General features: G+C 46.4%; 10 protein-coding genes, 4 rRNA genes and 1 riboswitch. All 14 genes read left to right on the forward strand.

Features of this window, described 5'->3' with window-relative positions:
* Nucleotides 1–35: 35 nt before the first annotated feature.
* Nucleotides 36–151, forward strand: a 5S ribosomal RNA gene (gene rrf / locus K8L98_RS01735).
* 213 nt (nt 152–364) lie between these two features.
* Nucleotides 365–1,902: ribosomal RNA gene (locus tag K8L98_RS01740) — 16S ribosomal RNA — on the forward strand.
* 234 nt (nt 1,903–2,136) lie between these two features.
* Nucleotides 2,137–5,067, forward strand: a 23S ribosomal RNA gene (locus K8L98_RS01745).
* Between the two features lie 90 nt (nt 5,068–5,157).
* A 5S ribosomal RNA gene (gene rrf, locus K8L98_RS01750) occupies nt 5,158–5,273 on the forward strand.
* The 16S, 23S and 5S rRNA genes sit together here, the layout of an rRNA operon.
* Before the next feature lie 628 nt (nt 5,274–5,901).
* Complete coding sequence (locus tag K8L98_RS01755) at nt 5,902–6,444, forward strand: DUF2179 domain-containing protein (RefSeq protein ID WP_240549807.1); 543 nt, start codon at nt 5,902–5,904, stop codon at nt 6,442–6,444.
* Nucleotides 6,441–6,644 (forward strand): NETI motif-containing protein, encoded by a 204-nt coding sequence (locus tag K8L98_RS01760; protein WP_223439066.1) that lies wholly within the window; start codon nt 6,441–6,443, stop codon nt 6,642–6,644. The genes K8L98_RS01755 and K8L98_RS01760 overlap by 4 nt, the downstream gene beginning before the upstream one ends.
* An 87-nt stretch (nt 6,645–6,731) precedes the next feature.
* Nucleotides 6,732–6,833: riboswitch (purine riboswitch) on the forward strand.
* A gap of 117 nt (nt 6,834–6,950) precedes the next feature.
* Nucleotides 6,951–7,439, forward strand: coding sequence for a 5-(carboxyamino)imidazole ribonucleotide mutase (purE, locus tag K8L98_RS01765; protein WP_223439067.1), 489 nt, complete (start codon nt 6,951–6,953; stop codon nt 7,437–7,439).
* Nucleotides 7,426–8,556, forward strand: coding sequence for a 5-(carboxyamino)imidazole ribonucleotide synthase (purK, locus tag K8L98_RS01770; protein WP_240549808.1), 1,131 nt, complete (start codon nt 7,426–7,428; stop codon nt 8,554–8,556). The genes purE and purK overlap by 14 nt, the downstream gene beginning before the upstream one ends.
* A 16-nt stretch (nt 8,557–8,572) precedes the next feature.
* Nucleotides 8,573–9,865: an adenylosuccinate lyase gene (gene purB, locus K8L98_RS01775; protein ID WP_223439068.1), complete on the forward strand. Its 1,293-nt coding sequence runs from the start codon at nt 8,573–8,575 to the stop codon at nt 9,863–9,865.
* A gap of 244 nt (nt 9,866–10,109) precedes the next feature.
* Entirely contained in the window at nt 10,110–10,835 is a 726-nt protein-coding gene (purC, locus tag K8L98_RS01780) for a phosphoribosylaminoimidazolesuccinocarboxamide synthase (protein ID WP_223443066.1), read from the forward strand.
* Nucleotides 10,823–11,077 (forward strand): phosphoribosylformylglycinamidine synthase subunit PurS, encoded by a 255-nt coding sequence (gene purS / locus K8L98_RS01785; protein WP_223439069.1) that lies wholly within the window; start codon nt 10,823–10,825, stop codon nt 11,075–11,077. Before purC ends, purS begins: the two co-directional genes overlap by 13 nt.
* On the forward strand, nt 11,074–11,757 hold the full coding sequence (gene purQ, locus K8L98_RS01790) for a phosphoribosylformylglycinamidine synthase subunit PurQ (RefSeq protein WP_223439070.1): 684 nt from the start codon (nt 11,074–11,076) through the stop codon (nt 11,755–11,757). The genes purS and purQ overlap by 4 nt, the downstream gene beginning before the upstream one ends.
* Nucleotides 11,741–13,969: a phosphoribosylformylglycinamidine synthase subunit PurL gene (gene purL / locus K8L98_RS01795; RefSeq protein WP_223439071.1), complete on the forward strand. Its 2,229-nt coding sequence runs from the start codon at nt 11,741–11,743 to the stop codon at nt 13,967–13,969. Before purQ ends, purL begins: the two co-directional genes overlap by 17 nt.
* Complete coding sequence (gene purF, locus K8L98_RS01800; protein ID WP_223439072.1) at nt 13,945–15,372, forward strand: amidophosphoribosyltransferase; 1,428 nt, start codon at nt 13,945–13,947, stop codon at nt 15,370–15,372. Before purL ends, purF begins: the two co-directional genes overlap by 25 nt.
* The last annotated feature ends 12 nt before the right edge of the window (nt 15,373–15,384 follow it).

Below are 15,384 nucleotides of genomic sequence, written 5' to 3' on the forward strand. Positions count from 1 at the left end.
AAAGAATAACATTCTTTCTTATCAATTGCATATTGTCTGGTGATGATGGCAAAGAGGTCACACCCGTTCCCATGCCGAACACGGAAGTTAAGCTCTTTAGCGCCGATGGTAGTTGGGGGTTTCCCCCTGTGAGAGTAGGACGTTGCCAGGCTGTAGCAATGATTGTGAGCAGCCTCTGCTGTAAGTGATCTGCGGTTCAATCCGCTAAGCTATTTTTTAAAAAAAGTTGTTGACTTTATCAATCTAGTATATTATGATTGAAAAGTTGCACTTGAAGCAAATGATCTTTGAAAACTAAACAAAACCAAAAGCGTACCAAACGTTTTAAATTTTTGAAGTCAGCAACAAATTGAGTCACAAATTTTCTTCGGAGAGTTTGATCCTGGCTCAGGACGAACGCTGGCGGCGTGCCTAATACATGCAAGTCGAGCGGACCTCTTCGGAGGTTAGCGGCGGACGGGTGAGTAACACGTGGGCAACCTGCCTGTAAGACTGGGATAACTCCGGGAAACCGGAGCTAATACCGGATAGTATCTTGAACCGCATGGTTCAAGTTGGAAAGACGGTTTCGGCTGTCACTTACAGATGGGCCCGCGGCGCATTAGCTAGTTGGTGAGGTAATGGCTCACCAAGGCAACGATGCGTAGCCGACCTGAGAGGGTGATCGGCCACACTGGGACTGAGACACGGCCCAGACTCCTACGGGAGGCAGCAGTAGGGAATCTTCCGCAATGGACGAAAGTCTGACGGAGCAACGCCGCGTGAGTGATGAAGGTTTTCGGATCGTAAAACTCTGTTGTTAGGGAAGAACAAGTGCGAGAGTAACTGCTCGCACCTTGACGGTACCTAACCAGAAAGCCACGGCTAACTACGTGCCAGCAGCCGCGGTAATACGTAGGTGGCAAGCGTTGTCCGGAATTATTGGGCGTAAAGCGCGCGCAGGCGGTTTCTTAAGTCTGATGTGAAAGCCCCCGGCTCAACCGGGGAGGGTCATTGGAAACTGGGAAACTTGAGTGCAGAAGAGGAGAGTGGAATTCCACGTGTAGCGGTGAAATGCGTAGAGATGTGGAGGAACACCAGTGGCGAAGGCGACTCTCTGGTCTGTAACTGACGCTGAGGCGCGAAAGCGTGGGGAGCGAACAGGATTAGATACCCTGGTAGTCCACGCCGTAAACGATGAGTGCTAAGTGTTAGAGGGTTTCCGCCCTTTAGTGCTGCAGCTAACGCATTAAGCACTCCGCCTGGGGAGTACGGTCGCAAGACTGAAACTCAAAGGAATTGACGGGGGCCCGCACAAGCGGTGGAGCATGTGGTTTAATTCGAAGCAACGCGAAGAACCTTACCAGGTCTTGACATCCTTTGCCACTTCTAGAGATAGAAGGTTCCCCTTCGGGGGACAAAGTGACAGGTGGTGCATGGTTGTCGTCAGCTCGTGTCGTGAGATGTTGGGTTAAGTCCCGCAACGAGCGCAACCCTTGATCTTAGTTGCCAGCATTTAGTTGGGCACTCTAAGGTGACTGCCGGTGACAAACCGGAGGAAGGTGGGGATGACGTCAAATCATCATGCCCCTTATGACCTGGGCTACACACGTGCTACAATGGATGGTACAAAGGGCTGCGAGACCGCGAGGTTTAGCCAATCCCATAAAACCATTCTCAGTTCGGATTGCAGGCTGCAACTCGCCTGCATGAAGCTGGAATCGCTAGTAATCGCGGATCAGCATGCCGCGGTGAATACGTTCCCGGGCCTTGTACACACCGCCCGTCACACCACGAGAGTTTGCAACACCCGAAGTCGGTGGGGTAACCGCAAGGAGCCAGCCGCCTAAGGTGGGGTAGATGATTGGGGTGAAGTCGTAACAAGGTAGCCGTATCGGAAGGTGCGGCTGGATCACCTCCTTTCTAAGGAAGATATGAGGACGCTTTTGGTTTTTGTTTAGTTTTGAGAGATCATTCTCTCTATGATAGAAGACAAATCATCCGGTTTGTCGGTTGTTCTTTGAAAACTAGATAACGTAATTGATAACAAGTAATTCACTGAGATTTACGCTTACCATAATTAGTGATTTTCTAGACATTTATGTCTAAACAAACAACGAAATGCGAAACGCATCTTATGATGCGGTTGACCATTTAGGTTAAGTTATGAAGGGCGCACGGTGGATGCCTTGGCACTAGGAGCCGATGAAGGACGGGACTAACACCGATATGCTTTGGGGAGCTGTAAGTAAGCTTTGATCCAGAGATTTCCGAATGGGGAAACCCACTGTTCGTAATGGAACAGTATCTTTATCTGAATACATAGGATAATGAAGGCAGACCCGGGGAACTGAAACATCTAAGTACCCGGAGGAAGAGAAAGCAAACGCGATTTCCCAAGTAGCGGCGAGCGAAACGGAATTAGCCCAAACCAAGAGGCTTGCCTCTTGGGGTTGTAGGACACTCTATACGGAGTTACAAAGGAACGGGGTAGATGAAGCGACCTGGAAAGGTCCGTCAGAGAAGGTAATAACCCTGTAGTCGAAACTTCGTTCCCTCCAGAGTGGATCCTGAGTACGGCGGGACACGAGAAATCCCGTCGGAAGCAGGGAGGACCATCTCCCAAGGCTAAATACTCCCTAGTGACCGATAGTGAACCAGTACCGTGAGGGAAAGGTGAAAAGCACCCCGGAAGGGGAGTGAAAAGATCCTGAAACCGTGTGCTTACAAGTAGTCAGAGCCCGTTAATGGGTGATGGCGTGCCTTTTGTAGAATGAACCGGCGAGTTACGATCCCGTGCAAGGTTAAGTTGATGAGACGGAGCCGCAGCGAAAGCGAGTCTGAATAGGGCGTTTTAGTACGTGGTCGTAGACCCGAAACCAGGTGATCTACCCATGTCCAGGGTGAAGTTCAGGTAACACTGAATGGAGGCCCGAACCCACGCACGTTGAAAAGTGCGGGGATGAGGTGTGGGTAGCGGAGAAATTCCAATCGAACCTGGAGATAGCTGGTTCTCTCCGAAATAGCTTTAGGGCTAGCCTCAAGTATGAGAGTCTTGGAGGTAGAGCACTGATTGGACTAGGGGCCCTCATCGGGTTACCGAATTCAGTCAAACTCCGAATGCCAAAGACTTGCTCCTTGGGAGTCAGACTGCGAGTGATAAGATCCGTAGTCAAGAGGGAAACAGCCCAGACCACCAGCTAAGGTCCCAAAGTATACGTTAAGTGGAAAAGGATGTGGAGTTGCTTAGACAACCAGGATGTTGGCTTAGAAGCAGCCACCATTTAAAGAGTGCGTAATAGCTCACTGGTCGAGTGACTCTGCGCCGAAAATGTACCGGGGCTAAACGTATCACCGAAGCTGTGGACTGTTCTTACGAACAGTGGTAGGAGAGCGTTCTAAGGGCGTTGAAGCTAGACCGTAAGGACTGGTGGAGCGCTTAGAAGTGAGAATGCCGGTATGAGTAGCGAAAGAGGGGTGAGAATCCCCTCCACCGAATGCCTAAGGTTTCCTGAGGAAGGCTCGTCCGCTCAGGGTTAGTCGGGACCTAAGCCGAGGCCGAAAGGCGTAGGCGATGGACAACAGGTTGATATTCCTGTACCACCTCCTCACCATTTGAGCAATGGGGGGACGCAGGAGGATAGGGCAAGCGCGCTGTTGGATATGCGCGTCCAAGCAGTTAGGCTGAGAAGTAGGCAAATCCGCTTCTCATATAAGGCTGAGCTGTGATGGCGAGGGAAATTTAGTACCGAAGTTCCTGATTCCACACTGCCAAGAAAAGCCTCTAGCGAGGTGAGAGGTGCCCGTACCGCAAACCGACACAGGTAGGCGAGGAGAGAATCCTAAGGTGAGCGAGAGAACTCTCGTTAAGGAACTCGGCAAAATGACCCCGTAACTTCGGGAGAAGGGGTGCTTTTTAGGGTTCATAGCCCTGAAAAGCCGCAGTGAATAGGCCCAGGCGACTGTTTAGCAAAAACACAGGTCTCTGCGAAGCCGCAAGGCGAAGTATAGGGGCTGACGCCTGCCCGGTGCTGGAAGGTTAAGAGGAGAGGTTAGCGCAAGCGAAGCTTTGAATTGAAGCCCCAGTAAACGGCGGCCGTAACTATAACGGTCCTAAGGTAGCGAAATTCCTTGTCGGGTAAGTTCCGACCCGCACGAAAGGCGTAACGATCTGGGCACTGTCTCAACGAGAGACTCGGTGAAATTATAGTACCTGTGAAGATGCAGGTTACCCGCGACAGGACGGAAAGACCCCGTGGAGCTTTACTGTAGCCTGATATTGAATTTTGGTACAGCTTGTACAGGATAGGTAGGAGCCTTGGAAGCCGGAGCGCCAGCTTCGGTGGAGGCATTGGTGGGATACTACCCTTGCTGTATTGAAATTCTAACCCACAGCCCTGATCGGGCTGGGAGACAGTGTCAGGTGGGCAGTTTGACTGGGGCGGTCGCCTCCTAAAATGTAACGGAGGCGCCCAAAGGTTCCCTCAGAATGGTTGGAAATCATTCGCAGAGTGTAAAGGCACAAGGGAGCTTGACTGCGAGACCTACAAGTCGAGCAGGGACGAAAGTCGGGCTTAGTGATCCGGTGGTTCCGCATGGAAGGGCCATCGCTCAACGGATAAAAGCTACCCCGGGGATAACAGGCTTATCTCCCCCAAGAGTCCACATCGACGGGGAGGTTTGGCACCTCGATGTCGGCTCATCGCATCCTGGGGCTGTAGTCGGTCCCAAGGGTTGGGCTGTTCGCCCATTAAAGCGGTACGCGAGCTGGGTTCAGAACGTCGTGAGACAGTTCGGTCCCTATCCGTCGTGGGCGCAGGAAATTTGAGAGGAGCTGTCCTTAGTACGAGAGGACCGGGATGGACGCACCGCTGGTGTACCAGTTGTCTTGCCAAAGGCATCGCTGGGTAGCTATGTGCGGAAGGGATAAGTGCTGAAAGCATCTAAGCATGAAGCCCCCCTCAAGATGAGATTTCCCATCACGCAAGTGAGTAAGAACCCTGAAAGATGATCAGGTTGATAGGTCTGAGGTGGAAGCACGGTGACGTGTGGAGCTGACAGATACTAATCGTTCGAGGACTTAACCACAGTCTAATAAAGTGTAAAACCTGAGTGAAACTTGTTATCATACGTTATTTAGTTTTGAAAGAATAACATTCTTTCTTCAATTGCATATTGTCTGGTGACGATGGCAAAGAGGTCACACCCGTTCCCATGCCGAACACGGAAGTTAAGCTCTTTAGCGCCGATGGTAGTTGGGGGTTTCCCCCTGTGAGAGTAGGACGTTGCCAGGCACGCAAATAAAAAGAACAGCAGAGATGCTGTTCTTTTTTGTATGTAAAAAATAAAATGTTAAAGGATAGTTAGAAGGATGGCGGCTGGAAGCAGGTTTGCTATTTAGAAAGATCGCCATCGATTATGAGTGAGAATGAATAGAAAAGCTGCTCTTATAACAGGTTCTAAACCCTGTGTATTGGTAAAATAATGTTCAAAATATAGGCGGAAGACCACCAATAAAATCAAAATAATCCTGGAAATGGCCAATTCTAGCTTCCTTTGGCAAATGAATCAATTGAGAAGCAGAAAAACGCTCAACTCCAACACGGCAATCGCTCACGAAATCTTACTTTGTAAAATAAGTTTATTATGCGCTGAAGCACTTTAACGAGCCAAAACCCTCATTCTCCCGTACAAAAACTTCGCACGAACTGTACCTCCCCTAAAAAAGACCAATAAGCTGAAGTTCAGATTTTCCGCACATCAGCAAAAAAATATAATTTCCTGGCTGCATTCCTTAATAGATTTATGAGAAAAATAGATAAGAAATCACAATATAAAAGGCATTGTGTCTTTGCACAAACTTTAGTAAGATATGACCTGTTACCTTCATTAAGAGGTATGACAAGGTTAGGAGGAAGTCGATTGCTTTCAAATAGTGTAACAATGGTGTTAATCATCTTGCTCATCAATATTGTTTATGTATCATTTTTTACGATACGCATGATTTTGACGTTAAAGGGTCAGCGGTATTTAGCTGCTTTTATCAGTACGATTGAGGTTGTTATTTATGTCATTGGCCTTGGGCTGGTGTTGGATAATTTAAATGAGATTCAGAACTTAATTGCCTATGCTATTGGGTATGGGATTGGTGTTATCGTCGGGATGAAAATTGAAGAGAAGCTTGCTCTTGGGTATATTACAGTTAATGTGATTTCTACTGAAAGTGAGAAGGATTTGCCTGCGATTTTAAGAGATCGCGGATATGGTGTGACAGACTGGATGGCAAATGGGCGTGAGGGCGACCGTTTGGCAATGCAGATTCTCACGCCGCGCAAATACGAATTAAATTTATATGCAGCTATTAAGGAACTTGATCCGAAGGCGTTTATTATTGCGTTTGAACCGAAAACCATACACGGCGGTTTCTGGGTGAAGGCTGTAAGAAGGAGCAAGATTGAAGTATGACGGATAAAAAACCTAAAAAGCGAAAGTTTGAGGTGCTGGAGGGCGAGACCATTGACAGCTGTCTTTCCCGTATGCAAAAAGAGGGTTATATGCCTGTAAGAAGAATGGAAGAGCCTATCTTTAAAGAAGAGAAGATAAATGGTGCAATCGAAGTGGTACCTTATGGTAAAAAGATTGTTTTTGAAGGGAAATTGATCTAAATACGAACATTTTTATCGTGATAGGGATTATTGTTCGATTTTGCGTTGACAACTTCTCAAGTGTGCTGTTATGATAAACATGGATATAAAAACGAATGTATTTTACCTCATATAAAGTCGGGAATATGGCCCGAAAGTTTCTACCCGATAACCGTAAATTATTGGACTATGAGGGAAAGTAATTTTCAGCCTGTCATGGAACGGCTTGATTTTAACATGTTCTGATGCCCGGTTTGTATTGCTTTCTCTTATAGAGAAGCGATGCATGCTGGGCTTTTTTTATGGATAAAAAAGGTGGGATATAGAATGGAAGCAGCGGTTGGGATTATAATGGGAAGCACGTCTGATTGGGAAACAATGAAGCATGCGTGCGGTATTTTAGATGAGCTGCAGGTGTCTTACGAGAAAAAAGTCGTCTCGGCGCATCGTACACCTGATTATATGTTTGAATACGCAGAAGATGCTAGAAATAGAGGGTTAAAGGTCATTATTGCAGGAGCCGGCGGTGCCGCGCATTTGCCTGGCATGGTAGCAGCGAAGACAACGCTCCCTGTTATCGGAGTGCCTGTTCAGTCAAAAGCGCTGAATGGCATGGACTCCCTGCTTTCGATTGTTCAAATGCCTGGAGGCGTTCCGGTTGCAACAGTTGCGATCGGAAAAGCTGGTGCGGTAAACGCGGGGCTGCTTGCTGCACAAATTTTATCGATTACAAACCAAGAGATCGCAGAAGCACTGGAAACAAGACGCGAACAAACGAGAAAAAACGTTCTGGAAAGCAGTGATGAGCTTGTCTAACAAAACAATATTGCCAGGATCCACGATTGGGATTATCGGCGGCGGACAGCTTGGCAGAATGATGACGGTGGCTGCGAAAAGCATGGGATATGATGTGGCAGTTTTAGATCCTGCACCGAACTCACCATGCGGACAGCTTGCAGACTATGAAATTACCGCTTCTTATAATGATTTATCAGCGATAAAGAAGCTTGCTGAACTTAGTGATGTGATAACCTACGAGTTTGAAAACATAGATTACGAGGCTTTGAAGTGGATTGAAGAGAATGCCTTCCTTCCTCAAGGTTCTGTGCTTCTCTCTTTAACTCAAGATCGTGAGACAGAGAAAAAGGCGATTACAGACGCGGGCTGCAAAGTTGCAGACTACAGGATTGTTAAAACGGAAGAAGAGCTTTCCTCTGCTGTAAGCGAACTTCAGTATCCATGTGTTTTGAAAACATGCAGAGGTGGCTACGATGGTAAAGGGCAGGCTGTGGTCAGGCAGGAAAGCGATATACCTGCAGCCCGAGACCTATTAAAAAACGGTACATGTATTCTGGAAAAATGGGTGTCTTTTGAAAAAGAGATCTCGGTGATTGCTGCCAGAAACTCTGATGGAGAGATCAGCTTCTTCCCTATTGCAGAAAATATTCACGTAAACAATATTCTTCATCAAAGCATTGTGCCTGCAAGGATACAGGAAGAGGTTGCCGAAGAAGCAAGAAGACAGGCAGATAAGCTTGCAAAAGCGTTTAGCCTGGTCGGTACCCTTGCCGTTGAAATGTTTGTGACGATAGATGGAGAAGTATTTATAAATGAGCTTGCTCCAAGGCCGCACAATTCCGGTCATTACACAATTGATCTTTGCGAGACGGATCAGTTTGAGCAGCACGTCAGAGCCGTATGCAATCTGCCGCTCGGGAAACCAGCGCTGCTGCATCCTGGACTGATGGTCAACGTTTTAGGCGAACATATGCCGCTTGTTTTAAATAATCTTTCGTTATTCCGCGAAGGTAAGATATACTTGTACGGTAAAAAAGAGGCGAAGCACAAACGGAAAATGGGGCACGTCACTTTTTTAACAGAAGCAATCGAACAGACAGTAACACAGATCAACAAACTATGGGGTCAACAATAGAACGGAGGATTTAACGATGATTGAACGCTACACAAGACCTGAAATGGGTGCTATTTGGACAGAAGAAAACCGTTTTAAAGCTTGGCTTGAGGTTGAAATTCTTGCATGTGAGGCATGGGCTGAGCTAGGGCATATCCCAAAGGAAGACGTAAAGCTGCTTCGCCAAAACGCATCATTTGATATTAACCGCATCAAGGAAATTGAAGAAGAAACACGCCACGACGTTGTTGCTTTTACTAGAGCTGTTTCTGAAACGCTTGGAGAAGAAAGAAAATGGGTGCATTACGGCTTAACTTCAACGGATGTAGTTGACACAGCCCTTTCTTATCTTTTGAAGCAGGCTAACGATATTCTTTTAAAAGACATCGAAAACTTTGTTGAAATCTTAAAAAACAAGGCGATTGAACACAAATACACCGTTATGATGGGCCGCACACATGGTGTACATGCTGAGCCTACGACGTTTGGACTTAAGCTTGGATTATGGTACGAAGAAATGAAACGCAACTTAGAGCGCTTCAAGCGTTCAGCAGAAGGCATTGAATTTGGAAAAATGTCCGGCGCAGTGGGTACTTATGCAAACATCGATCCTTTTGTTGAAGCATATGTGTGTGAAAAGTTAGGCTTGCAGGCAGCTCCAATCTCTACACAGACATTGCAGCGTGACCGTCACGCAGATTATATGAGCACACTTGCATTAATCGCAACTTCAATTGAAAAATTCGCAACAGAGGTTCGCGGTCTTCAAAAGAGTGAAACACGCGAGGTTGAGGAATTCTTCGCAAAAGGTCAAAAAGGATCTTCTGCTATGCCTCACAAACGCAACCCGATCGGTTCTGAAAACATGACAGGTCTTGCAAGAGTCATCCGCGGCTATATGATGACAGCTTACGAAAATGTGCCGCTGTGGCATGAGCGCGACATCTCACACTCATCTGCAGAAAGGATTATTCTGCCGGATGCAACTATTGCTTTGAACTACATGCTGAACCGCTTCAGCAACATCGTGAAGAACTTGACGGTTTTCCCTGAAAACATGAAGCGCAACATGGACCGCACTCTTGGACTTATCTACTCACAGCGCGTTCTTCTTGCACTGATTGATTCAGGTATGACCCGCGAGCAGGCTTACGATATCGTGCAGCCAAAAGCAATGGAAGCATGGGAAAAACAAGTGCCATTCCGCAGCCTTGTAGAAGCGGATGGAACGATCACAGACCGTCTATCAAGTGAACTCATTGATGACTGCTTTGATTACAACTACCACTTAAAAGGTGTAGATACAATATTTGAACGCTTAGGTCTTTAAGCGGAATCTTAAAAAACAAAGAGGTAAATATATTATTTGCCTCTTTTTTAAGAAGCGAAGCAGGGTCTTGCACTTCGGTGTCCGGCTCCATCGCCCAGCTCCTCGGCCAGAATGGCTTCGCCAGTAAAGGCAAAAAAAGCGCCTTTACTGGCGGATCCTTATCTGTCATGCATGAGCTAACCGGGCGATTCCGCACTTCTAAAGTTCCCAATATTCTGTCGTTACTAGGAGGATTTTCATGACTATTCAAAAGTTGAACCTGCTTTATGAAGGCAAGGCGAAGCAAATTTACCGCACGAATGAAGATGCTGTTTTGCTGGTTTCATATAAAAACTCTGCAACAGCGTTTAATGGTGAGAAGAAAGCCGAAATCGAAGGAAAAGGCCGTTTAAATAATGAAATCTCGACGCTGCTGTTTGAAAAACTCGCCGAGAACGGCATTGAGAGTCATTTCATTAAAAGACTTTCCCAAACGGAGCAGCTTGTAAAAGAGGTTTCGATTGTGCCGCTTGAGGTCGTTGTCCGGAACATCATGGCAGGAAGTCTTTCAAAGCGACTTGGAATAGAGGAAGGAACACCGCTTAAAACTCCAATTGTAGAATTCTATTATAAAAATGATGATTTAGGTGATCCTCTGATTACAGAAGATCACATTGAACTCCTTGAAGCTGCAACGATAGAGCAGGTGCAGCAGCTGAAGGAAGCGGCTTTAAAAGTGAATCAAGTCTTGATCAGCCACTTTAAAAACTGCGGCATCCGTTTGGTCGACTTCAAATTGGAATTTGGTTTAACAAAGGATGGCACACTGCTTTTAGCGGATGAGATTTCGCCTGATACGTGCCGGTTATGGGATGAAAAAACGAATGAGAAGTTTGATAAAGATGTTTTCCGCCGTGATATCGGCAGCTTAACAGATGCATACTCAGAAATTTTAAATCGTTTAGGAGGAGAAACAGCATGTACAAAGTAAAGGTATTCGTTACACTCAGAGAAAGCGTTCTTGATCCACAGGGAAGCGCGGTACAGCACGCATTGCACAGCATGAACTACAAAGAGGTTAACGATGTTCGAATCGGAAAGTACATGGAGCTTACGATTGAAAAGACTGAGCGTGACCTGGACACGACGGTTCGTGAAATGTGCGAAAAGCTGCTTGCAAACACGGTCATTGAAGATTACCGCTATGAGGTGGAGGAGGTTGTCGCACAGTGAAATTCGCCGTCATCGTTTTTCCGGGATCAAACTGTGATATCGATATGTTCCACGCTATCAAGGATGAGCTTGGGGAAGAAGCAGAGTACGTTTGGCATGATGAAACAGATCTAAGCCGTTTTGACGGCATTCTTCTTCCGGGAGGATTTTCATACGGGGACTATCTTCGCTCTGGCGCCATCGCGCGTTTTGCAAATGTTATGAAGGAAGTTGTCAAAGCTGCTGAAGAAGGCAAGCCTGTTCTTGGTGTATGCAACGGGTTTCAAATTTTACTTGAAGCAGGCTTATTGCCGGGTGCAATGAAGCGCAATGAAAACTTGAAATTCATGTGCCGTCCGACAAATCTTATTGTTCAAAATGAGAAAACAATGTTCACTTCTGCCTATGAAAAAGAGCAGGTCATCTCTGTTCCGATCGCGCATGGTGAAGGAAACTACTATTGTGATGAGCTGACTTTAGAAAGATTAAGAGAAAACAATCAAATCGTCTTCACATATGAAAACAATCCAAATGGAAGTTTGGAAGATATCGCAGGAATCGTAAATGAGCGCGGAAATGTTCTTGGAATGATGCCTCATCCTGAACGTGCAGTTGATGCACTGCTTGGAAGCGCGGATGGACTGAACCTATTTAAATCGATCGTGAAAAACTGGAGGGAATCTCATGTCACTACTGCTTGAACCAACACAGCAAATGATTAAAGAAGAGAAAATCTACCGTCAAATGGGCGTTAGTGATGATGAGTTTTCAATGATTGAAAAGATTATGGGACGCTTGCCGAATTATACAGAGCTAGGTATTTTCTCTGTCATGTGGTCGGAGCATTGCAGCTATAAAAATTCCAAGCCTGTTTTAAAGAAGTTCCCGACTACCGGCGAGCATGTTCTTCAAGGACCTGGTGAAGGTGCTGGGATCGTTGATATTGGAGACGAGCAGGCAGTTGTGTTTAAAATCGAAAGCCACAATCACCCTTCTGCGATAGAACCTTATCAAGGTGCAGCAACAGGCGTAGGCGGAATCATCCGTGATGTCTTTTCAATGGGAGCGCGTCCTATCGCTCTATTAAACTCTTTGCGCTTCGGGGAATTAACATCTCCACGCGTCCGTTATTTGTTTGAAGAAGTTGTTGCAGGTATTGCCGGCTACGGAAACTGCATCGGTATTCCAACTGTTGGAGGAGAGATCCAGTTTGATCCTTCTTATGATGGAAATCCGCTTGTAAATGCGATGTGTGTCGGGTTAATCAACCATGAAGATATTAAAAAAGGTGTGGCAAAAGGAATTGGCAATACCGTGATGTATGTTGGCGCTAAAACAGGCCGCGACGGCATTCACGGCGCTACATTTGCATCAGAGGAACTGACAGATGCATCAGATGAAAAACGCCCTGCTGTACAAGTAGGAGATCCGTTTATGGAAAAGCTTTTGCTTGAAGCTTGTCTAGAGGTTATAAAATGCGATGCTCTTGTTGGCATTCAGGACATGGGAGCAGCAGGACTTACAAGCTCGACTGCTGAAATGGCGAGCAAAGCGGGTTCAGGCATCGAGATGAATTTAGATTTAGTACCTCAGCGAGAAGCAGGAATGACACCTTATGAAATGATGCTCTCTGAATCACAGGAGCGTATGGTATTAGTCGTTGAACGAGGCCGTGAAAAAGAAATCACCGACATTTTTGACAAATATGAGCTTGAAGCAAAAGCAATCGGGGTTGTAACAGATGATAAAATGCTCCGACTTCTCCATAATGGCGAGGTAGTTGTAGAAATTCCGGTAGATGCACTTGCTGAAGAAGCACCGGTCTACCATAAGCCTTCTGCAGAGCCGGCTTATTATAAAGAGTTTCAGGAGATGGAAGCGAGCACGCCTGAAGCAAGTGACTTGAAGGAAACTCTAGTAAACCTTTTAAAACAGCCTACAATTGCCAGCAAAGAATGGGTTTATGATCAATATGACTACATGGTCCGCACAAATACGGTTGTAGCACCTGGCTCAGACGCAGCTGTTCTTCGTATTCGCGATACAAATAAAGCACTTGCGATGACAACAGACTGCAACTCAAGATATCTTTACCTCGATCCTGAGGTTGGCGGAATGATTGCCGTTGCAGAGGCAGCACGCAATATCGTCTGTTCAGGCGGAAGACCGCTGGCTGTGACAGACTGCCTGAACTTTGGAAATCCTGAGAAGCCAGAGATTTTCTGGCAAATCGAAAAAGCAGCCGATGGAATGAGTGAAGCGTGCCGTGTGCTGAATTCACCGGTTATTGGCGGAAACGTATCGCTTTATAATGAAACAAACGGTACAGCTGTTTATCCGACACCTGTAATTGGGATGGTTGGTTTAATTGAAGATACAAAATACATCACAACACAATCCTTCAAAGCTGCAGGCGACCTGATCTACTTGATCGGCGAAACGAAAAATGAATTTGGCGGCAGTGAGCTGCAAAAAATGGTTCACGGCAAGATATTCGGCAAAGCACCTGAAATGGATCTTGGAGTTGAAGCAGAGCGTCAGGCACAATTATCTGCAGCCATCCGCGCAGGATTAGTATCCTCTGCACATGACGTAGCTGAAGGCGGCTTGGCAGTAGCAGCTGCAGAAAGCACATTCGGTACAAACGGACTTGGCGCAAGTATCACAGTAAATGGCGAAGCAGTTGCTGCGCTGTTCAGTGAAACGCAGTCCCGTTTTATCGTGACAGTAAAGCCTGAACACCAAACAGCTTTTGAAGAATTGACAGATGGTGCGTTAATCGGAAGCGTAACAGAAGATGCAGCATTCACTGTGAAAAACGAAACAGGCGAAATTTTAATTAAATCGAAGGTCAACGAGCTTGAAACAGCTTGGAGAGGAGCGATTCCATGCTTGCTGAAATCAGAGGATTAAATGAAGAGTGCGGAGTGTTTGGTATTTGGGGACACTCCGAATCTCCGCAAATCACATATTACGGCTTGCATAGTCTGCAGCACCGCGGGCAAGAGGGTGCTGGAATTGTCTCGACTGACGGGAAGAAGCTGACTTGTGTAAAAGGCCAGGGCCTGATCACAGAAGTATTCAGCGGAGGCCGTTTGAATGATATTAAAGGAAAAGGAGCCATCGGCCACGTTCGCTATGCGACGGCTGGGGGAGGCGGATTTGAAAATGTTCAGCCGCTTCTTTTCCGTTCTGAAAGCGGCGGCCTGGCTCTTGCTCATAATGGTAACTTAGTAAATGCAAATGGCCTTAAGCATCAGCTTGAAAATCAGGGAAGTATTTTTCAGTCAACATCAGATACAGAAGTACTTGCTCACTTAATTAAGAGAAGCGGATACTCCTCAATGAAGGATAAAATTAAAAATGCGCTGACGATGATCAAAGGAGCTTATGCCTTTTTAATCATGACGGAAACGGAAATGATGGTGGCGCTTGATCCGAACGGTCTTCGCCCATTATCTATCGGCATGCTTGGAGACTCTTATGTTGTCGCATCTGAAACATGTGCTTTTGACATTATCGGTGCCGAATATCTGCGTGAGGTTGAGCCCGGAGAGCTTTTAATCATCAATGATGAAGGACTTCAATCAGAGCGCTTTTCAATGAACGTTAACCGAGCGATCTGCAGCATGGAATACATTTATTTTTCAAGACCTGACAGCAACATCGACGGCATCAATGTTCATACAGCACGCAAAAACCTCGGAAAACGCATGGCAATTGAAGCGCCATTTGAAGCAGATGTTGTCACAGGTGTGCCGGATTCAAGTATTTCAGCAGCGATTGGGTATGCAGAAGCATCAGGTATTCCTTATGAACTTGGATTAATCAAAAACCGTTATGTCGGCAGAACGTTCATCCAGCCTTCTCAGTCTCTCAGAGAGCAAGGTGTAAAAATGAAGCTGTCTGCAGTAAGAGGCGTTGTTGAAGGTAAACGCGTTGTCATGGTTGATGACTCCATCGTGCGCGGTACTACGAGCCGCAGAATCGTCAATATGCTGAGAGATGCGGGAGCAACGGAAGTGCATGTCTGCATTACGTCACCTCCGATCAGCAATCCGTGCTTCTACGGAATTGATACATCATCAACAGAAGAGTTGATTGCAGCAAGCCATTCAGTGGAAGAAATCCGCGAAATTATTGGTGCTGACACGCTGACTTTCTTAAGTGTGGAAGGGCTGCTTGAAGGAATTGGACGCCCTTATGAAGGAGAGCGCCGCGGACAATGTTTAGCTTGTTTTACTGGTAAATATCCGACAGAAATTTATCCGGATACAGAATTGCCGCATGAAAAGGAAGAAGTGCTGACGAAATAAGACCGGGGGGAA

Origin of the sequence: Metabacillus dongyingensis, from assembly GCF_019933155.2 — a bacterium.
GTDB classification, from domain to species: domain Bacteria; phylum Bacillota; class Bacilli; order Bacillales; family Bacillaceae; genus Bacillus_P; species Bacillus_P dongyingensis.